The sequence below is a fragment of the Legionella drancourtii LLAP12 genome (assembly GCF_000162755.2).
In the GTDB taxonomy this organism is placed as follows: Bacteria; Pseudomonadota; Gammaproteobacteria; order Legionellales; family Legionellaceae; genus Legionella; species Legionella drancourtii.
The window spans coordinates 59,233-78,595 of the sequence record NZ_JH413817.1; the positions used below are offsets into that span (position 1 = coordinate 59,233).

Genomic DNA, 19,363 nt, shown 5'->3' on the forward strand with positions numbered 1-19,363 from the left:
GTTCACTAAGATTTTGAACATTCCCCGTGACCTACTACTAGTGTTCTTAAATTGAGGCGATATCAATAACAAAACGATAACGAACATCGCTTTTTAAGACGCGCTCATAAGCTTCATTAACGTTCTCCATGGCAATTAACTCAATATCCGAGACGATGTTGTGTTTGCCACAGAAATCGAGCATTTCCTGCGTTTCCTGGATGCCTCCAATCGCGGAGCCGGCTAGGCTGCGGCGACCACTGATTAGAGAAAAGGCATTCAGCGGAACTTCTTCTGCAGGAATACCAACCACGACCATTGCGCCATCGCGTTTTAATAAGGTTAAATATTGATTCCAATTCAATTTTGCAGAAACGGTACAGATAATAAGATCGAAATAATTGCTTAGTTTATCAAAAGTTTTAAAATCGGACGTTGCATAGAAATGATCCGCACCTAAACGTTTTCCATCGGCTTCTTTGTTCAGCGAATGGCTAAGTACCGTCACTTCAGCTCCTAAGGCATGAGCCAGTTTTACCCCCATATGGCCTAATCCGCCTAAGCCTAAAATGGCTACACGTTTGCCAGGCCCTGCATGCCAATGTTTGAGTGGTGAATATAAAGTAATGCCTGCACAAAGCAGCGGTGCTGCTGCATCCATGGGTAAATTTTCCGGGACCCGCAATACATAATTTTCATTAACAACGATCTTGGTCGAATAGCCGCCTTGAGTCGCTTCTTGGCCGTCACGGGTGCGACCGTTATAAGTGGCTGTCATTCCGCGACTGCAATATTGCTCTAAATGTTCATGACAATTCTCACATTCACGACAGGAATCCACAAAGCAACCAACGCCAACTCGATCGCCTGCTTTAAATCGCTTCACCTCGGAGCCAACTTCGCTGATTATGCCCACGATTTCATGACCTGGTACCATTGGAAAGGCTGAACCACCCCACTCATCACGAACTTGGTGTATATCTGAATGGCAAATACCACAGTAGTGAATATCAATCAGGACATCATTCTTGCCTACATCACGGCGATTGAAGGCATAAGGTGTCAGTGGTGTCTTAGGATCTTGAGCTGCGTATCCTTTCACAGGTATCATGCTTGATTTCTCTCTTTTTATATAGGTAGCAATAAGATATGACGCTTCGACACAATCGTCAAGTTTAGAAAATTTTTTGCAAAGAAGGGAAGAGAGTAGTTTAAACTACTCTCTTTTAAGTGCTCTTCCATGATGGAAGAGCAAGTTTTTAATTATTTTTCAACTTCTTTAGTTATAGGTGCTTCTCTTTTTTTATTACCTTCGCCACGTGCCGAGGCAGGGCGAGAACCACCTTGCTGTTGCTGATTGGGGTTAGAACGTCTACGGTGTTGTGGGTTAGGATTGGTATTAGCAGTAGTCGCTGCATTAGCGCTTGGATTATTAGCACGTTGCTGTTGATTGCCACTAGGACGACGTCTGCGGTTATTTTGTGATCTACGTTCATTGCTGCCAGTTCCTGTCCCCGTTCCTGTACCTGTACTTGTACCTGTACCTGTTCCACGGGAAGATTTCCCCTGATTTTGATTACGAGCTGGTGTTTTTTTGGTATGCTGCGGAGGTGATACCGCTTCTACATCAGTATGCCCACCAAATAAACTTGACCACAAACGTTTAATGAAGCCAGTTTGTAGATTTTTTGCCGGTTGGTGGCCGGTGAATGGTTTTACTGCTGGTTCGTCACGTGATAATGCTTCTTGAGCATTTGCGGTGACCTGCAACTCAGGCTGTTGAATTAACGTGTAACTTGGTTTTTTCGTTTTGCCAACGTTATCTTCTTTTAAACGAGTGATGGTGTATTGTGGTGAATGCAAGTAAGGATTAGCAATAATCATCACAGAAACGCTATGTCTTTTCTCAATATCGCGAATGAAATTACGTTTTTCATTCATGATAAAGGTAGCCATTTCAGGCGGAAGTTGCACTTGTATTTCAGCCGTTTTATCTTTTAATGCTTCTTCTTCAATAAGGCGCGTAATCGATAAACCATGGGATTGAATGTTACGAACAGTACCACGACCTTCACATCGTGGGCAAACTTCCTGAGCCGTTTCACCTAGAGATAATCTCAGGCGTTGACGTGACATTTCTAATAAGCCAAAACGTGAAATGCGACCAACTTGAATACGCGCTCTGTCCGCCTGTAAGGCTTCTTTTAAGCGATTTTCAACATCGCGTTGGTTCTTGCTCGAACCCATGTCGATAAAATCAATAACCACTAATCCGCCCAAATCACGTAGACGTAATTGACGTGCGATTTCGTCTGCTGCTTCAATGTTTGTGTTGAATGCTGTTGCTTCAATATCTGAGCCGCCAGTTGCTTTAGCTGAGTTTACATCTATTGAAACCAGAGCTTCAGTGCGGTCAATGACTAATGCACCACCAGAAGGCAGCATCACTTGGCGCTGGTATGCTGTTTCGATTTGGCTTTCAATTCCGTAGAAATTAAATAATGGGACACTACTATTGTATAGCTTCAGATTAGGTAAAAATTCAGGTTTAACTCGCCCAACATATTTTCTGGCTTCAATATAGGAAATCTGATCGTCAATGATGATTTCACTGATGGATTTACGTAAATTATCGCGAATCGAACGAATAATAACATTGCCTTCTTGATGGATTAGGCAAGGAGCAAGCTCAGTATTATACGCTTGTTTGATTGATTGCCATTGATTACATAGCATATTCAAGTCATCTTGCAGTTCTTCTTGGCTTTTACCCACACCTGCGGTACGGATAATTAAACCCATGTCTTCTGGTAAGGTAAGTGCGTTTAGTGTTTCACGTAATTCATCACGCTCATCCCCTTCAATTCGTCTGGATATACCGCCAGAACGAGGATTATTGGGCATTAAGACTAAATAACAACCGGCTAAAGTGATGAAGGTGGTTAGGGCTGCGCCTTTATTGCCACGCTCTTCTTTATCGACTTGAATCAGTAATTCTTGGCCTTCGCGAATTAAGGTTGTAATCGGTGGTTTTTCATCGCCGAAATCATCTGGGTTCCTGCTTAAATATTCAGGTGCGATTTCTTTTAGCGGTAAAAAACCTTGACGTTTCGAACCGTATTCAACAAAAACAGCATCCAGACTTGGCTCACGGCGAGTAACCGTTGCTTTGTAGATGTTGCCTTTCTTTTTTACTTCACCTGGACATTCAATGTCTAGGTCAAATAAGTGATTGTTTTTAATGAGTGCAACACGAACTTCTTCAGCCTGCATTGCATTTATTAACATTTTTTCCATCTGTAACCCCATGTTTAGGGCGCTGTCATTTAAGTTGCGATAGTGTAAGGCTCAAAATATCTTAGAGGTTCATTTTTTGAACAGTAAGAGAGATGATCTTTAAGCGAATCCTTAGCCTTGTGGACAGACTTTACGCATGTTCCCTGTACAATAAGAGGTGCACACTGTGAACTACACCGGGTACGAATTAAGTGGGTTAAAATGAGGCGTGCGAAAGCCTTAAAGTAATTCGTAGCTGGTATAAAGCATGTCTGGCATGCGTAGGTTTCTGTCAAATAAGTGATCAATTTGTCTCTGGCATTGGTTCGCTTCCTTATATCTGTAAACTTAACTGAAAGCGCTATTTTTTTGTAACTAGTTACCTTATAGCCTATTATCGTCGTGCCGCACTGTGTTTGCTGACTCCAAAGAGGCAGGGCGGTAAATAGTTACGCTTTTTTTACATTTATGCGTTATAATTCGGTCGCATGGAATTATTCCTATGCTACAGGCGATCATATCAAAAAAATCACGCCCAGAAAACAGGTTTATTGACAATGAGTGAAGTAAGTTATAGAGAGATAAGTAATGAAGAGGAAGGACAGCGTCTGGACAATTACTTAATCCGTATTTTAAAGGGTGTGCCCAAAAGCCATATTTATAGAATTATACGTGGTGGCGAAGTTCGTGTGAACAAAAAAAAGAGCTCAGGTGAGTTCAAGATTGCATGCGGGGGATGTTATTCGCATTCCCCCAATTCGCACTTCAGAGGCTAAAGAGGTTTTTGTTGGCGATGCTTTGGCAAAACGACTGAAGGATTGTATTATTTTTGAAGATGCATGCTTTCTGGTGATTAATAAGCCCTCAGGTATCGCCGTTCATGGCGGCAGTGGTTTAAGCCTTGGTGTAATTGAGGCCTTGAGAAAAACCAGGCAGGATTTGGCTTATTTAGAATTGATCCATCGTTTGGATAAAGAAACTTCAGGTTGCCTCTTATTGGCTAAAAAAAGAAGCACACTAAGAGCCATGCATGCGCTGTTGGAAGCACGCGAGGTACAAAAAACGTATTGGGCTTTGTTAACGCATCGCTGGGAAGGAAAAAAACAGGTGACGGTTCACGCCGCTCTTGAAAAAAATATTTTAAAATCAGGCGAGCGAGTTGTTTCAGTAAATGACGAAGGAAAAGCTTCGGAAACAACCTTTAAATTACTTGAGAATTATCAACAGGCGTGCTGGGTTGAAGCCAGCCCCAAAACAGGGCGAACACATCAAATTCGGGTTCATAGTGCCCATTTAGGACATGTTATTGTTGGCGATGAAAAGTATGGAGCTCTTGCCGGCGAAGTAGAAGGCATAGATAATCGTCATCGTCGCCTTTATTTGCATGCACGTTCCATCCAGTTTGAATTAAATGGAACGAAGCATTGTTTTCAAGCTAATGCAGATGACATATTTTCTAACACACTAAAACAATTGCGTGCGAGGAGTGTAGAGAGCAATGAGCAGTCCATATGATTTAGTAGTCTTTGATTGGGAAGGTACTATTGCAGACACCTTAGGTGCAGTATTTCACTCTGTAGCTGTAGAAGCGGACTTGTTGGGTTTTGGTGCGTTTGATCACAATGAAGCAAAAAAATATGTGGATTTGGGGTTAGCGAAAGCGTTGAAGAAAGCATATCCTAATTTGTCTGATAAACGACATGAGCAACTATTGCATGCAGTGCAACAGGCGATGCATACTCGTTCAGTGGAGGTGTGTCTGATCCCTGGTGTACGCGAGTTTATCAGGCAATTGCACGATGCAAAAATCAACATGGCTATTGCAACGAATAAAGGGCAGCAGTCATTAGCTCGTGCATTGCAAGCAACAGGCCTTGATAACCTAATTAAAGTAACGCGGTCTGCAGGACAAGTACCTGCAAAACCTTGTCCACAAATGCTGGATGAAATTATTGATGAGTTTGCCGGTAATCGTGCTACAACACTCATGATTGGTGATTCAACTACAGATATGGAAATGGCTAAAAATATCCAGGTAACGGCCATTGGCGTGGATTTTTATCACCAACATGGAACAGCACTTAAAGCGGCAGGTGCTTTAGCTGTATTTGATGATTATAAGGTGCTGGCAGATTATTTGAATTTGTAAAAAGCAGGGGAGCTCAGATTTTAGGCGTAGCTGTAATCCGGCCATGCTATGCTCACCGGGTATGGCGACGTTAAATCTGGGCTATAGGCCTATTTAATTTAACAACCCCAGGGGGCTGTTGCCATTTCTACTATCTTGGCCCAAATGAGTCGATTTTCTGTGCTCCGATGCGCACCTACTTGATGTATGCTTTGCTTCGGTACTCAAAAATCAACCCATTAGGGCTTAATCTAGCGAAATGGTAACTGTCCCTAGAGTAAATCTTTTTTTTTAAGTTAAAGTTATCAAGTCTGCAAAAGGGAGTATGAAGCATTGAATACATTAACCAGTTTACCAAATTTATTAACTTTGCTGCGTATCTTATTGATCCCAGTTCTTATCATTATCTTTTACTTACCATTCAAATGGGTGAATGCTGTGTCAGCAGGTATTTTCGCTGCAGCCAGTTTTACTGATTGGCTGGATGGTTACTTGGCGCGTAAATTGAAAATGATGTCGCCATTCGGTGCTTTTCTCGATCCAGTTGCTGATAAGTTACTTGTTTCCACAAGTTTACTGCTTTTAGTCGGCGCTAAGGATATTCAGTACATTACTATTCCTGCCATTGTCATTGTGGGGCGAGAAATTGTAATTTCCGCATTACGTGAATGGATGGCTGAAATTGGAAAACGAGCAAGTGTTGCCGTCGGTTATATCGGTAAAGTAAAAACTTTTTTACAAATGGCCGCTTTATTTTTATTGTTAGCCTTTAATCCAATCAATTCTTGGTGGGGCGCACTTGGCTTTGTGTTGCTATATGTGTCTGCAATTTTAACGATTTGGTCCATGGTTGCTTACTTAGCGATCGCTTGGCCAGAATTAACAAAAAAAAGTTAAATTTATTGTTGACATAGTTTTAAATTTCCGTAGAATGACACCCCGTAGAGACGCGGGAATAGCTCAGTTGGTAGAGCACAACCTTGCCAAGGTTGGGGTCGCGAGTTCGAGTCTCGTTTCCCGCTCCAAATTAAAGCGACGACAAAGTCGCTTTTTTTTTAGAGCAACAAGATATAAAAAAGATACTTGCGAGGCAAGTATCAAATGAGGCTGTGTGGCAGAGTGGTCATGCAGCGGCCTGCAAAGCCGTGTACGCCGGTTCGATTCCGGCCTCAGCCTCCACATACAAAATGCCCAGGTGGCGAAACAGGTAGACGCAAGGGACTTAAAATCCCTCGGTGGTAACACCATGCCGGTTCGATTCCGGCCCTGGGCACCAATTACACATTTTGTAATGGTTCGCAAGAGTTCAAATTAGTACGTAACTGATTGATAAATAATAAAATAACATCGACTTCTTCTTCTCAAATCGTTCTCAACTATTCGTAATTTTTCGCATATAACCGCGAGAACTTTGGGTAAGATTTTGGGTAAAGTTTTTTCTTCTTCCAGTTCTTCCAAAGTTACCGCTTAGTTGAGGTAATTGCCATGTTATCAGATTCACTAATCAGATCTTTAAAGCTAGGTGATAAAAAACGCCACACTGACCGTGATGGTTTAGTATTAGAACTTAGGCCAAGCAAGAAGCAACTTAAAAAAATATTTATTTTTCGTTTTCAGTGGGATAAAAAACCGCAAACAATTACTATTGGTGATTATCGCAGTGTTGGTTTAGGAGCAGCTAGGGACATCGCTTTAGCTTATCGAAACATGGTTAACAGTGGGATTGATCCTAGATCGAAAAATGTTGAAGCTGATCAAGAAAAAATAACCTTTGAAGTTGTTGCTGACCAATGGTTTCAAAAATACAAAGGTACGTGGAAAGACTTTGCTCGTAATCGTCATTCCAAAAGCCTTTCACGAGATATCATTCCTTTAATTGGCGATAAACCCATTGACGATATAACAAAAGCTGATCTGTTATTTATTATTAAACCGCATGAGGATTTAGGGCATCATGATGTGGCTCACCGACTTTATGCAAGACTCCAAAGTATATTTGAATTTGCAGTAGGTTCATCTCTTACTGAAAACTTTCCATTCATCGGCTTGAAAAAAGCTTTAATACCTAAACCTAGGGTTATAAACCAGCCAGCTATTAGCTCAAATAATGCTCATGAGATGATGAGGGTCATCAAACAAACTAATTCTACAAAAATTGTTAAGGTGTATATGGAATTGTTGGCACACCTATTCACACGACCCACAGAACTAAGAGAAGCAAAGTGGAGTGAGTTTGATTTGCAAAAATCTGAATGGAATATACCAGCGGAGCGAATGAAAATGGGGATACCTCACTGGGTTCCTTTAACTCCTCATGTTTTGAACTTACTGAAAGAACTAAGACTGATAACTGGATTTACACCATATTTGTTTAGTTCACCTGCATTGAAAAAAGCTAAACCCATTAGTGAAGCAAGTGTACGTAAGCTCTTACATAATGCTGGTTTTAAAAATCGGCATACAGCCCATGGTTTTCGGTCGTTGGCTTCAAGTGTATTGCATGAGCAAGGGAATTTTAGAAGTGATGCTATAGAAGCTCAACTTGCACATAAGGTACAGGGAGTAAGAGGTGTATATTTACGTGCTGATTTTAAAGCTGAGCGGAGAGAACTAATGCATTGGTACAGTAGTTGGTTATTGGATGAGCATATAACTTTATTAAATCAGGAGGTTATCTAATATGGATTCTAAAATTGATTCTCTTGCGCTTGCTTTAAAGCAATCTTTTCTTGGCATATTCCCAAGAAGAACTCATATAGACGATTATGAAGAAGTGAAAGCAAGGATAAAAAAAGAATTGAAGATTGAATTAACTGTAAAAGAAATAAATCAAATCAGTTTTTTCGTCATCAGAAGTATTTTGGATGCTCAAAACCAAGACTCTTCACTTCAATGCGTTAATTCAGCTCAGGCAAAAACTATAGCGAGTAGTCACACGGCGCTACTAGAGGATCTTCAGTATGAAATTAGTCAAAAAATGGATAAAAATAGCGCTAATCAAGCAATAGGAATTGTTATTGAGGAAATGACTCAGTTTAAAAATCCAACAATATTTGTAAAAAATACCATCTCTTGGCGTTCTAAAATGGTTTGGGACGATAAAACATATGAATCTAAAAAATCACAATTAGAATCCTTACTTAAAAGAGATCTATTAAAAGAAGAATTTTATTTGATTGCAGAAGCATGGTTTCACTATATGGTATTTGTCGAAGATCTACGCAGTCCTGATAATTATACTAAAGAAAAAATAAAAGAGTTAAGAACAACACTAATTGTCCGCATTGCTCATCTTGAAGGAGTAGTTAACTCAAGCAAGGAGATTATTGATCAAGTCCGTGATATTGATCGTTTTCCTGAGATTGATATTGAGGCAGAAGAAAGAGGCCTATTAGATGCTCAAAGTAAATTAAATGAATCCAAGGCTCTTGCAGAACGTCTAAGACAAGATAACGGTTATGAATTAAGTATCAACCATATTCAAGAGAAGGCTTATTTTTCAGCGTTCTTTTTAGGGGAGCTACTGGGTTTATTTGAGCCTGAATACAATAAAGATGGGAATCCTCTTCTAACATTTTTAGATATTTTAACAGGTTGGACTGATTCTCAAATGGATAAAGAGGGGACACGGAAACGGATTAGTAAAAATTACAGCAAATATAAGCAATTTAAATTAAATCCAAACACTAAACCCTTAATTGATGGTTTGTTAAGATGTCATCAAGAAGAAGGAGTCAGCTTAAATATTATTTTAAAAGAATTTCAGTCTCATTTGCTAAAATTATCTATTAAACCTCAGGCTCTGTCTATCGCTCCTGACGCTTAGCTTAAAACTGCTATCGTCTGTAGCTTATTGCGACTCTTCAAAATAATTAACAATGCTCTTTACGGATCCTTGAGAACGATTCGTGAAGAGTTATTGTTATTTTTGGAGAGTAAAGATGAAGGAAGAATCATTATTGTTATACCCCAAGCAGGTTCAAAAGCTTTTGGGCATAGGAACAACCAAATTTTATGAACTTAATAAGTTGCCTGATTTTCCTAAGCCAAGAAACCCTCTTGGTAAACGTCCGATGTACCTTAGGAAAGAGATTGAGGAATGGACAGTAGGTTTAGAAATAGAGGTGAGCCATGATTAGAGAGATTCAGGATGGTTGTTACAGCGACTTTCAAATTATAGCTGCTGAAGCAAATTATATTGAAAAATGCCCAACAAAAAATGAAGAAAGGATGTTCATAATCATGCAAGAAGTTAGTATTTATTGTGATCGTGGCTGGGCTGTTCACCCACTTAATAAGAAAAAGCGACCATTATTAAAAGGCTGGCAAGAGAACGCGACAACTAACCCCAACATATTTATGCAATGGCTTCAAAAATGGCCATGGGCAAATGTGGGGATCGTTACTGGTAATATTAGCAATTTGTTGATATTGGATGTTGACGGAGGGGAGGGTATAAATAGTCTTCGTGGTTTGGATTTACCAGTTTCCCCTATTGTCGTTACTGCACGAGGCCACCATTATTATTTTAATTGTCCATCTATTTTAAGCAATGTTTCCACAACGCGCTCCGGATTATTATCTAATGTAGATACGCGAGGCAGGGGAGGTTATATAACTGCTCCTCCATCAATTCATGAGACTGGACATCAATATTACTGGAGTGAGCCATTAGATGGAGATCTCCCTGATGCTCCAGAGTGGCTTATACAACGGCTACTCCCGCCAGTAAAAATCTCTTACAAAATGCCTATTTTTATTGATAGGACTACTTCTCATTATGCTCGAACTGCTCTGCTGAATGAAACTACAGCCCTTGCAGCAGCACCTCCAGGCACCCGTAATATGCGTCTTAACCAAGCTGCTTTCTCTATGGGTACATTGGTAGCATCAGGTTGTATAGAAATTAATTTTGTCGCTGAAGCCTTAGCTAGGTCAGCTCTGAGTGCAGGATTGCGTGAGAATGAGATTAAAAAAACGCTATCTAGTGGGTTATCTGCCGGAATGCTTCATCCTCGGGAGGTTTCTCATGGATAATATTAATAATTTAATTGATATGGCAGTTAGTGATGCAAAGACTAACGATTATATTGATATTGTAATGACAGCATTATCCGAGCTTAAGAGTAATGCAGGAGCAATTTTTGAGGAGCCAGTATTACTTGCATTAATGGCTATTAGAGAGAGTAGTCCTGCTGAATGGCAGCGTGCTCGTGCTCTCATGAAAGAAGAGAAAGTGCAGTTATCTGAGATAGATCGCCTCACGATGGCAAAAAGTTCTAACCATAATGAAACATCAATTATATTTCCTGATGAAACGCTTTGGCCAAGCATGGTTAATGGTGCTCACCTGCTAGATGATATCGTGTGTTTTATCAATACTCATATTGTAGCTGAGCCTGAAACCGCTCAAGCTGCTGCATTATGGATTGTGTTTACATGGTTAACTGATGTTGTGAATGTTGCTCCTCTCGTAAATATTACCGCGCCAGAAAAAAGGTGTGGTAAATCAGAGATGTTGGCTATTTTAGGTTTGCTTGTTTATCGTCCTCTTCTTGCTGCAAATATGGGATCTGCTCCTATGTTTAGGCTGATTGATCAATACCATCCAACATTACTTATAGATGAAGTAGACACCTTTTTATCATTACATGATGACATGCGCGGAATTTTAAATGCTGGCTTTACTCGGTCAGCTTCTTTTGTCTATCGCTGTGTTGGCGATCATCATGGTGTAAAGCAATTTTCAGTATGGGGAGCAAAAGCCCTGTGTGGAATTGGTGGAGTGGATAAATTGCCAACATTGTCTGATCGCAGCATACCAATTCGACTCCGTAGAAAATTAAAAGGAGAAAAATCGGTAAAAGTTCGACACCATGATCAGCAATTAGTTGCTATCTTGCGTCAACAATTAGCAAGGTTTACTCAAGATGCTAAGAATGATATCCGTTCTTATCAATCAATAGATATTCCTGAATTGAATGATCGTGCTAATGATTGTTGGGAGCCATTATTTGCCATAGCAAGCATAGCCGGAGGCAATTGGCCAAAAATAGCAAGAAGTGCAGCTATCATCCTTCATGGCATGGAAGAATATGTCCCTACCATTGGTGAGCAATTATTATGCTCTGTAAAAGATGTATTTGAACAAAAAGGTTGTGATCGGATAAAAACAACTGATTTATTAGATGCATTAGCTATGGACGACGAATTACCTTGGGCAACTTGGAATAAAGGTAAATTGATGACCCCTTATCAATTAGGTAAACGTTTATCTGAATACGGGATTAGAAGTGGCACTGTCAGGTTTGGTACAAAGACAGCCAAAGGATTCAAACTTGAGCAATTTACAGAGGTATTTGATCGTTATCTTGCTAGTGATGCAGTAGTTGAAACAGTAACATCGTCACAACTCTTACCACAACAGGGTTTTATGAGCTTTGAGAAAGGTAACAAAGAAAATAATGTTACGAACTTAAGTACGTTAAAACCCATATCAACTATTGAATGTGACGATGTTACGGAGTCTTTACCAGAGATCATTGATGGGGAGGTATTCTAGTGGTTATCACGGAGCTAATCCAACATCTACAAGACTCTGGTGTTTCATTATCATTTTTTAATGGAACAATTATCGCAAAACCAAAGGATTGTTTAACTGACTCGACTCGAAACCAGATAATTATCCATAAAAAACCGCTGCTTGTGTATTTTCAGGTAGAATCGGCTTGCAAGGGCATGAATATTTCTCCATCACACATTATAAATCATCTTCTATCTATTGAGGATGAAGCTGATTTAATTAATGGCGACTTGCCTGAAATAGCGTTAAAATTACACATTGAGCTTTGGATGGCAAAAGGTATGCCTCATTATTCGGGCAAGCCCGAATTGAAAATCGATCAGGGAGAAAAGTAAAATGACTGTACTTAAGCAAGGTAGGCCAACAAAATATAACCTCAAGTTAGGCCAAGAAATTTGTGATGCTATTGCATCGACCAGTAAGGGCACAAAGAAGTTATGTGCGGAACATTCACATTGGCCTTGCCAAGATACTTTATTCACATGGTTGAGAACTTATCCTGAGTTTTCCGAGCAATACGTAAAGGCGAAAATATGCCAAGTTGAACTATTAGTGGACGATATTTTGGAGATTTCTGATGACGCATCTCAAGATCAATATGTTAATGAGCGAGGGGTATTAGTATCAAACACTCAATCCATAAACAGGGCAAGGTTAATGATAGATGCAAGGAAATGGGTGGCTTGTAAGCTTGTGCCAAAGGTATATGGTAATAAAATTGACATTGAAAGCAATAGCAGCATGTCAGAGGAGCTACGACAGTTAAGTGCCGATCTTGATGCTAAGTATACGCGCGATTATTAGACTCATTGGTTAGGTAACTAAGGTGAAACTGATTAATTTGAATTACATTTTTCAATTTTCATGCAGTGACAATAACTTTTATCTTGGTTTATGTTGCTCTCTCTATCAGAGGGATGTAATGTAAACCAGATGTAACTTAATAAAGACATAACGGATAAAAATATTAAGAACCAAAGTTTTCTATTCAGCGATCGAGATGACTTCCTCATATCAATCAAATCGTTGCTCATAATGACTTCATGAAACTAAATTTTAATTATACAAGATATACGTTAGAAGCATAGAACGACGAATCGGTATTTTTGTTAAATGTTCTTAAAACTTTCGATGGGAGGAAATAGCTCGCCTACTTCCACGTTAAGCGCTTGAGCAATTTTAATTAAATTAAGAGCAGCTATATTCCTTTCGCCACGTTCTACACTACCCATATAACTGCGGTCTACCCCTGATTCAGAGGCAAAAGCTTCTTGAGAGAAGCCATGTGCTTTGCGCATTTCTCGAATTTTATTACCTAATTTTAGGAGTTGAGGGTCTTTTTTCATGTTTGATAATTTAAGGCAAAGGTGATAATGTAACCACGGACTATGAGTACCATTTTTTATGTTCTAGTCATAAGGGGAAGGTTTTTGTTATCGTTTCGTCTCAAATTTGTAGGGATTCAAATAAGTACTTCACAGGAAGAGAGTTAACCGATCATTGGTCATAGTGAGCCGTTGATATACTGAAAATCCTTCGATTAGTTAAATTAATCATTAATTACTAAGTGAAGTATGAAAATAAACTCATTAGCAGAAAAAGCCCCTCATTTAATCGAGGAATGGCATAAGAGCAAAAACGTCCTAACACCCGACGAGGTTTCATACTCGTCGAATAAAAAATACTGGTGGCTTTGTAAAAAAGGTCACGAATGGGAGGCTGCTGTAGGGAATCGATATCGAGGAACAGGATGTCCAGTTTGCGGTGGCAGGAAATTGTCTCCGGAGAATAATTTAGCAGTTAAATGCCCTCATTTGCTCAAGGAATGGCATCCAACTAAGAATGGTACTTTAACTCCATTTGATGTAACTCCCAGAGGAAGAAATATAATATGGTGGCTGTGTGAAAAAGGTCATGAATGGCCAGCTACAACAGGGAACAGATATATGGGTACAGGATGCCCTCATTGTGATGGAAGAATAGCTACGCCAGAATATAATCTTGCTATTAAAAGTCACCAATTAGCCCAAGAATGGCATATAGAGAAAAACAGCCCTTTAACACCTTTTGAAGTTACACCAAATAGTCAAAAAAGAGTCTGGTGGCGGTGTGAGAAAGGTCATGAATGGCCAACTAGTATTGCTGCTAGGTTTAAAGGAACTAATTGCCCTTACTGTGCGGGTAAAAAACCTTCTGCAGAATATAACCTTGCAGTAAAATGTCCTCATTTAATTTCAGAATGGCATGTGGAAAAAAACAAGCCACTTACTCCTGACAACATAACTCCTGGTTCTAAAAAAAGAGTATGGTGGCAATGTGCATATCAACATGAATGGCCAGCTGCTGTATATACGAGAGTAAATGGTCATAATTGCCCAAAGTGCAATATTCGGACTTCTCGTCTTGAAATTAGAATTTATTGTGAATTAAAAAGCATCTTTGAAGATGTATTGTGGCAAGAAAAAATTCATACGAAAGAAATCGATGTCTACATTCCCCACCTTACACTAGGGATTGAGGTAGATGGCTTTTATTGGCACCAGAGCGATGAAAGAAAAAAGGCTGATAATGCCAAGCAAATTTTACTTGGTAATAATGGGATTACTTTAATTCGTGTTATGGATGATCGATTGGAAGTAAACGAAAGTAACTCCATTCCTTATGTAAATAACGGCAATCCTCTCACTGTTATTGTTAATGTCTTAACCTTTATAAGGAGGACATTGGAGCTGCCTAAAATTGATGCAAAAAAAAATTGATGAGTATATAAGTGCAAATGAATATCAAAGTGAGGGGGAGTACAATGCAATTATAACCGCTCTCCCTAGCCCCTTAATAAAAAGTTCTATTGCAGGGAATCCAGATTTACTTAAAGAATGGCATCCCAATAAAAACAGTTATCAGCCAACACAGTTATCCTATGGTTCAAAAATCAAAGTTTGGTGGCAATGTGGGAAGATGCATGAATGGGAAGCAACCCCAAATAGCAGAACCCGACCACAAGGCACAGGCTGTCCCTATTGTAATGGGAAACAACCAACCCATGATAATAATTTGGCGGTACAAAGTCCGGAGTTAGTTAAGGAATGGCATCCAGAGAAGAATAACGAACTTAGACCAGAGATGTTTCTACCCAGGAGTAATAAAAAAGTCTGGTGGTTGTGCAAATATTTACATGAATGGCAAGCCACCATTGATAATCGATTCAATGGAACAAATTGTCCAGTCTGCTGGAGTTCTAAGAGTAGCTAAGCTGTAAGCTTACTCTCGCTGTTTCACTATACAGCAAGTGAGTATGCATGAGTTTTAGAGGGGGTATGCCCCGTGACAGAGCCTACCCCTTCACTAATATGGAGCCTCAGCCCTTTTCATAACTGGAGCTATTTTTCTAGTAATTTTTCGAAGGTATGCTTATCCATGAATACTTTAAGAGGTTTGATCTGAGTTTAAATCGTGTTGAAAGGTCTTAATTTTAAATAGAAAGCGATAAAAATCTAATTTTTTTATCGAATAAAATCAATGGAGTATATAGTTTAACTTAGGAAATTCTTGATAAAACATTGACCATCGTGTATACTTAAAGTGTAGGGAATACTAATTATACGCTGTAGGGCTGTACTATAAATAAATTAAATAAGAGTCTAAAAATTTCAAATTACCGCGGATCCTTGTTGCAATGGATATCCGCTGTTTCTGTTTTGTCCATTTCAAAAACTTTGTTATATTTTTTTCTAAAAACTAATAATCAATTTTTAATAAGGAGGAAATTTATGGAAACATAAAATTAATTATTATAGGTTAGATTGTTTAATTATAATGCAAAGTGATTATAACCTTCTTTCCTATATGAGTCAAATCGTTTCGAAGAATTGATGAGGAAAATTCAATATCTTCGTTATTTAAGCAAGCCAACATATCGAGAGAGTAGTGATGATAGATATTATTATTGAAGCAATAAAAAACCAAAATACAATTTCTTTTTCTTACAATGGTCAGAGAAAAGTAGTAGAGCCTCATCATTTTGGAGTCTTTGGCACTAATGATCAAATACATGGATATCAGATTAAATCTGGATTTTCGAACACAGGTTGGAGAAATTTTATTGTATCCTCTATGCAAGATATCTCTATAAATTCTTCTGTATTTACACCTCAAAGTGACTATAACCCTAGTGGTTCAAGGTATTCTAATATATATATTTCTGTTTTAGATCCTATAATAAATGACCCTAATGACCCTAATGACCCTAATGACCCTAATGACCCTAATGACCCTAATGACCCTAATGACCCTAATGACCCTTAATGACCCTAATGACCCTAATGACCCTAATGACCCTAATGACCCTAATGACCCTAATGACCCTAATGACCCTTTTCAGCCATAAAAATTAATTTATCTATGGAATAAGATATATAATTTATTGTTGGAATTTCGATCTATGGGGATCTTGATCAATAATTAGCAAGATCTCTAAAATTAATTTTATTCGTAACTTTTCTTAATCATTCAAATTAGTTATCATACTCAAAGTTGGGTAAGATTTTGGGTAAGCTTCGAGTCCATATTATTTTAGTTAAATAAAATCAATAAGTTATATGCCGGTTCGATTCCGGCCCTGGGCACCAATTACACATTTTGTAATTGTTCGCAAGAGTTCAAATTAGGTAACTTCTCAATAAGTTGTGGCAGGAAGCTTAATTGATGATCGAACTAACTCATCTAAATGAGGAATAGAATACGACTGGAAGGTTCTATCAATAAGATAGTCCCAAAATTTAACTCCCATTTTCAAAGCTGTTTTCTTGAGACTAGCAAAGGTATCACGACATCGCCGTCCCTCATCGCTTCGGGTAGAGCCGCTGATTTTACGTCGTGTAACATATTCACGAATATCTCGCTCACTTAAATTATTATGGAGAGGTATGTCAGGGCGCTCCAGTACAAGGAGCAATTCTTCTTTGTTATTATGCAATCGCTTAAGTGCTTGATTAAGCAGTTGATAGTGAGTCTTTGTAGCACATAATTTATCGAATCGATTTGTTATTTCTGTCTTAGCGGCCAAAGTAGGGACTGACTTATAATCACGTAGAGCTTGATAAATAGCCCATAGTTCGTTTCGAGCCCATCCTACTGCTTGTGTTTGAGTATCGGTACTCATGCTTAACGATTTAATTCCCCTCTCAGCATGAATCCAGCATAGTGCATGATTGAATACATTAAATTGTCCTGCATCATCGCTTATGATAACGGTATCTATTGAAAACCCGCGATTTAAAATGCTGCCAATCAATGCTGCTTCAATCACTAACCTTTGGTAATGCTCATTGGTAATGTCTAATGCATTGAGGTGGCACTTTAAATCCTGTTCACTGATGAAGTGAGATTGGTCGGCATCATGGAGTTTGTGGCGTATCCACGGTGCTACCTTATAGCGTACCATATAGGCATAAGACTCTTCAGTTAACCGATAATCTTTATGCCTTCCTCGCAATAATTCAAGGAAATTAATTCGACTCTTGCTTCCTGTGCTCTCAAACCAGCTAAAAAGCTCATTCCCAATGAAAGTGCAATACCCACTTTTTCCTTGATGGCGTGCTCCTGTATCGTCAACCTGGATGTAACTTGACACCGCAATATCTGCCGGTAAAAGAGCAGCCTTTTCTTGATGAAATGACTCTTTATCTTCCGTTAATAAACGATTTAATTGACCAGATGAAATATCAATGTCCCATTCCAATAATTGTTTACGTAATAGAGGTTGTGTAACCCTTTGATGATGATGTTGATGGAGCACATAAGCTCTTAAGGTTGGGCCAAAATGATGCCCTCTTACTTCTTTGGGCAACGGTGCTGTAATTATACGACCATTAGGTAATTCCCAACGCTCCAATAAATATCGGGTCACTATAGGCTGCAGTCTGATATCTTGGACAACATAGGATTGATATCCCTTATGACGGGAACCCAATGGAACACTCTTTACTTTTATCGTTTCTTCTTTATCTATCTTCAGTTGATTAGTCTTACTGCGTTTTGATGATCCAGCACGTTTTCTTGTCCCTCCTGCTCCCGGTGGCTCATTATCTTTATCGTCTTTATTCTTCTCTAAAGTACTTGCTCGAAGCTTCGGTTTCTTACTCAATTTCTTTAGGCTGCGAATTTCTTCTAGTAGCGCATTAATTTTGGTGTTCTGCTCGGCTAATTGCTGTGTTAATTGCTCTATCACCGTGAGCAAAGAGGTCACCAAAGGCGTTCGCTCTGTCTCTGGTACGATATTTGATTTCAATGGTATGGGGCGTTTTTTCATAACCAATAGTATAAGCCCTCCTCATCAATAAGAAGATGAGATTTTTCTTATTTATCTTTGATCTTTTGCTTGGTTTATGCTTAGTTGCCACAACTTATTGAGAAGTTACCTAATTAGTACGTAACTGATTGATTTATAATAAAATAACATAGACTTTCCCCTCTCAAATCGTTCTCAACTATTCGTTAATTTTCGCATATAACCGCGAGAACTTTGGGTAATATTTTTGTAACCTCCTCGTCTAAGCAACCATCCATAATCTTTTATAAAACATCAAGATAGTGTATTGTCCGCATCAATTTTTACGGAGTAGCTGAGTTTTAAGGATGGGCAAAGCGATAAAAGTGGTTATAACGCAAGAACAAAAACAAACACTGCTAAAACTAAGAAGTTCGCGAGCGGGAAAAAATATAGGGGAGCGAGCGTATTATGTTTTACTATCCTCATCAGGCAAAAGTATAGGTGAGATATCAACACAATTGGGTCGTAATCCACACACGGTGAGATGTTGGATAAAACGTTATTTACGTTTTGGCATTTCAGGATTAATAGATAAAAGTTCAAGCGGTCGACCTAATCAATTGAGAGAAAAAGTCAAGGAAGAGCTCAACCAACTGCTAAGTGCATCACCTAAGGAATACGGTTACCAACAGTCTGGATGGCAAATTAATCTTCTATTAGATCAATTGACTAAAGCGGTTGGATCTGTGAGTGCCACAACAGTAAAGCGAGCGCTTCATGAGCATGGATGGGTATATAAACGATTTTCTAAAAAGCCCCCACTGAATGCGCCGAGTAAAGAAGACAAAGCAGCTTATATTGAAAAAATGGTTGCATCGCTAAGTAAACAAAAGTTGGAGCATGAAATAGAAATATTATTTGCAGATGAGTCTCACTTCTCAAACGAACCCTATGTAGAGAGAGGTTGGTTTAAACGTGGCGAAAAAAAATCCATCCACACCAACAAAAAAAGCTTCGTACACGACAATTTTTTAATTTAGTAGTAACTCGTTGAAAGATAAATATAATCTCGCTTGTCTAGAGGAGGTTATATTATGGATCATATCAACGAGTTGATTGTTATTTT

At 38.9% G+C, this 19,363-nt stretch carries 17 protein-coding genes, 3 tRNA genes and 1 pseudogene; 17 read left to right on the forward strand and 4 right to left on the reverse strand.

The genetic code is table 11. From position 1 onward, the window contains the following. Nucleotides 1-46: 46 nt before the first annotated feature. Nucleotides 47-1,090, reverse strand: coding sequence for an NAD(P)-dependent alcohol dehydrogenase (locus LDG_RS07305; RefSeq protein ID WP_006870607.1), 1,044 nt, complete (start codon nucleotides 1,088-1,090; stop codon nucleotides 47-49). 152 nt (nucleotides 1,091-1,242) lie between these two features. Continuing rightward, nucleotides 1,243-3,276 (reverse strand): Rne/Rng family ribonuclease, encoded by a 2,034-nt coding sequence (locus tag LDG_RS07310; protein WP_006870608.1) that lies wholly within the window; start codon nucleotides 3,274-3,276, stop codon nucleotides 1,243-1,245. A gap of 536 nt (nucleotides 3,277-3,812) precedes the next feature. Here LDG_RS07310 and LDG_RS07315 point away from each other — a divergent pair. From LDG_RS07315 to LDG_RS07375, 13 genes and pseudogenes are all read left to right on the forward strand, one after another. After that, nucleotides 3,813-4,770 (forward strand): annotated as a pseudogene (locus tag LDG_RS07315) (RluA family pseudouridine synthase). Then, nucleotides 4,754-5,404 carry an HAD family hydrolase gene (locus tag LDG_RS07320; protein WP_006870610.1) on the forward strand — a complete coding sequence of 217 codons (651 nt, stop codon included), beginning with the start codon at nucleotides 4,754-4,756 and terminating at the stop codon, nucleotides 5,402-5,404. The pseudogene LDG_RS07315 and the gene LDG_RS07320 overlap by 17 nt, the downstream one beginning before the upstream one ends. Before the next feature lie 312 nt (nucleotides 5,405-5,716). Then, nucleotides 5,717-6,280: a CDP-diacylglycerol--glycerol-3-phosphate 3-phosphatidyltransferase gene (pgsA, locus tag LDG_RS07325; RefSeq protein WP_006870611.1), complete on the forward strand. Its 564-nt coding sequence runs from the start codon at nucleotides 5,717-5,719 to the stop codon at nucleotides 6,278-6,280. 52 nt (nucleotides 6,281-6,332) lie between these two features. Then, nucleotides 6,333-6,408 (forward strand) — tRNA-Gly (locus LDG_RS07330). Between the two features lie 80 nt (nucleotides 6,409-6,488). Continuing rightward, nucleotides 6,489-6,562, forward strand: a tRNA-Cys gene (locus LDG_RS07335). 10 nt (nucleotides 6,563-6,572) lie between these two features. Continuing rightward, a tRNA-Leu gene (locus LDG_RS07340) sits at nucleotides 6,573-6,659 on the forward strand. Between the two features lie 209 nt (nucleotides 6,660-6,868). After that, complete coding sequence (locus LDG_RS07345) at nucleotides 6,869-8,062, forward strand: tyrosine-type recombinase/integrase (RefSeq protein WP_006870613.1); 1,194 nt, start codon at nucleotides 6,869-6,871, stop codon at nucleotides 8,060-8,062. A gap of 1 nt (nucleotide 8,063) precedes the next feature. After that, nucleotides 8,064-9,209, forward strand: a complete 1,146-nt coding sequence (locus tag LDG_RS07350; protein ID WP_006870614.1) for a hypothetical protein — start codon at nucleotides 8,064-8,066, stop codon at nucleotides 9,207-9,209. A gap of 115 nt (nucleotides 9,210-9,324) precedes the next feature. Then, nucleotides 9,325-9,522 (forward strand): helix-turn-helix transcriptional regulator, encoded by a 198-nt coding sequence (locus LDG_RS07355; RefSeq protein ID WP_006870615.1) that lies wholly within the window; start codon nucleotides 9,325-9,327, stop codon nucleotides 9,520-9,522. After that, nucleotides 9,515-10,420: a bifunctional DNA primase/polymerase gene (locus LDG_RS07360; RefSeq protein ID WP_006870616.1), complete on the forward strand. Its 906-nt coding sequence runs from the start codon at nucleotides 9,515-9,517 to the stop codon at nucleotides 10,418-10,420. The genes LDG_RS07355 and LDG_RS07360 overlap by 8 nt, the downstream gene beginning before the upstream one ends. Then, nucleotides 10,413-11,945, forward strand: a complete 1,533-nt coding sequence (locus LDG_RS07365; protein WP_006870617.1) for a DUF3631 domain-containing protein — start codon at nucleotides 10,413-10,415, stop codon at nucleotides 11,943-11,945. The genes LDG_RS07360 and LDG_RS07365 overlap by 8 nt, the downstream gene beginning before the upstream one ends. Beyond that, entirely contained in the window at nucleotides 11,945-12,301 is a 357-nt protein-coding gene (locus LDG_RS07370; RefSeq protein WP_040534827.1) for a hypothetical protein, read from the forward strand. The genes LDG_RS07365 and LDG_RS07370 overlap by 1 nt, the downstream gene beginning before the upstream one ends. A 1-nt stretch (nucleotide 12,302) precedes the next feature. Continuing rightward, on the forward strand, nucleotides 12,303-12,770 hold the full coding sequence (locus LDG_RS07375; RefSeq protein WP_040534829.1) for a terminase small subunit-like protein: 468 nt from the start codon (nucleotides 12,303-12,305) through the stop codon (nucleotides 12,768-12,770). Between the two features lie 305 nt (nucleotides 12,771-13,075). Here the strand turns inward: LDG_RS07375 and LDG_RS07380 are convergent, their stop codons facing one another. Further along, nucleotides 13,076-13,312: a helix-turn-helix domain-containing protein gene (locus LDG_RS07380; protein ID WP_006870620.1), complete on the reverse strand. Its 237-nt coding sequence runs from the start codon at nucleotides 13,310-13,312 to the stop codon at nucleotides 13,076-13,078. Between the two features lie 228 nt (nucleotides 13,313-13,540). Here LDG_RS07380 and LDG_RS07385 point away from each other — a divergent pair, with 228 nt between their 5' ends. The 3 genes from LDG_RS07385 to LDG_RS19305 all read left to right on the forward strand — a co-directional run bounded on the left by LDG_RS07385 (nucleotide 13,541) and on the right by LDG_RS19305 (nucleotide 16,271). Further along, nucleotides 13,541-14,725, forward strand: a complete 1,185-nt coding sequence (locus LDG_RS07385) for a zinc-ribbon domain-containing protein (RefSeq protein ID WP_006870621.1) — start codon at nucleotides 13,541-13,543, stop codon at nucleotides 14,723-14,725. Continuing rightward, the gene (locus tag LDG_RS07390; protein ID WP_050805530.1) at nucleotides 14,709-15,218 is read left to right on the forward strand and encodes a zinc-ribbon domain-containing protein; all 510 of its coding nucleotides are present in this window, start codon (nucleotides 14,709-14,711) and stop codon (nucleotides 15,216-15,218) included. Before LDG_RS07385 ends, LDG_RS07390 begins: the two co-directional genes overlap by 17 nt. 678 nt (nucleotides 15,219-15,896) lie before the next feature. After that, nucleotides 15,897-16,271, forward strand: a complete 375-nt coding sequence (locus LDG_RS19305; RefSeq protein WP_006870622.1) for a WYL domain-containing protein — start codon at nucleotides 15,897-15,899, stop codon at nucleotides 16,269-16,271. Between the two features lie 370 nt (nucleotides 16,272-16,641). Here LDG_RS19305 and LDG_RS07395 read toward each other — a convergent pair whose 3' ends face one another. Next, nucleotides 16,642-18,276: an IS66 family transposase gene (locus tag LDG_RS07395; protein ID WP_040534831.1), complete on the reverse strand. Its 1,635-nt coding sequence runs from the start codon at nucleotides 18,274-18,276 to the stop codon at nucleotides 16,642-16,644. 326 nt (nucleotides 18,277-18,602) lie between these two features. On the opposite strand from LDG_RS07395, the gene LDG_RS07400 reads away from it, so the two are divergent. Continuing rightward, nucleotides 18,603-19,277 carry an IS630 family transposase gene (locus LDG_RS07400; protein ID WP_006870625.1) on the forward strand — a complete coding sequence of 225 codons (675 nt, stop codon included), beginning with the start codon at nucleotides 18,603-18,605 and terminating at the stop codon, nucleotides 19,275-19,277. The last annotated feature ends 86 nt before the right edge of the window (nucleotides 19,278-19,363 follow it).

What these genes read in the sequence shown, in the direction of transcription:
- LDG_RS07305 (WP_006870607.1), bottom strand. Translation starts at nt 1,090, where the DNA reads ATGATACCTGTGAAAGGATACGCAGCTCAAGATCCTAAGACACCACTG.
- LDG_RS07310 (WP_006870608.1), bottom strand. Translation starts at nt 3,276, where the DNA reads ATGGAAAAAATGTTAATAAATGCAATGCAGGCTGAAGAAGTTCGTGTT.
- LDG_RS07320 (WP_006870610.1), top strand. Translation starts at nt 4,754, where the DNA reads ATGAGCAGTCCATATGATTTAGTAGTCTTTGATTGGGAAGGTACTATT.
- LDG_RS07345 (WP_006870613.1), top strand. Translation starts at nt 6,869, where the DNA reads ATGTTATCAGATTCACTAATCAGATCTTTAAAGCTAGGTGATAAAAAA.
- LDG_RS07350 (WP_006870614.1), top strand. Translation starts at nt 8,064, where the DNA reads ATGGATTCTAAAATTGATTCTCTTGCGCTTGCTTTAAAGCAATCTTTT.
- LDG_RS07355 (WP_006870615.1), top strand. Translation starts at nt 9,325, where the DNA reads ATGAAGGAAGAATCATTATTGTTATACCCCAAGCAGGTTCAAAAGCTT.
- LDG_RS07360 (WP_006870616.1), top strand. Translation starts at nt 9,515, where the DNA reads ATGATTAGAGAGATTCAGGATGGTTGTTACAGCGACTTTCAAATTATA.
- LDG_RS07365 (WP_006870617.1), top strand. Translation starts at nt 10,413, where the DNA reads ATGGATAATATTAATAATTTAATTGATATGGCAGTTAGTGATGCAAAG.
- LDG_RS07375 (WP_040534829.1), top strand. Translation starts at nt 12,303, where the DNA reads ATGACTGTACTTAAGCAAGGTAGGCCAACAAAATATAACCTCAAGTTA.
- LDG_RS07380 (WP_006870620.1), bottom strand. Translation starts at nt 13,312, where the DNA reads ATGAAAAAAGACCCTCAACTCCTAAAATTAGGTAATAAAATTCGAGAA.
- LDG_RS07385 (WP_006870621.1), top strand. Translation starts at nt 13,541, where the DNA reads ATGAAAATAAACTCATTAGCAGAAAAAGCCCCTCATTTAATCGAGGAA.
- LDG_RS07390 (WP_050805530.1), top strand. Translation starts at nt 14,709, where the DNA reads ATGCAAAAAAAAATTGATGAGTATATAAGTGCAAATGAATATCAAAGT.
- LDG_RS19305 (WP_006870622.1), top strand. Translation starts at nt 15,897, where the DNA reads ATGATAGATATTATTATTGAAGCAATAAAAAACCAAAATACAATTTCT.
- LDG_RS07395 (WP_040534831.1), bottom strand. Translation starts at nt 18,276, where the DNA reads ATGAAAAAACGCCCCATACCATTGAAATCAAATATCGTACCAGAGACA.
- LDG_RS07400 (WP_006870625.1), top strand. Translation starts at nt 18,603, where the DNA reads ATGGGCAAAGCGATAAAAGTGGTTATAACGCAAGAACAAAAACAAACA.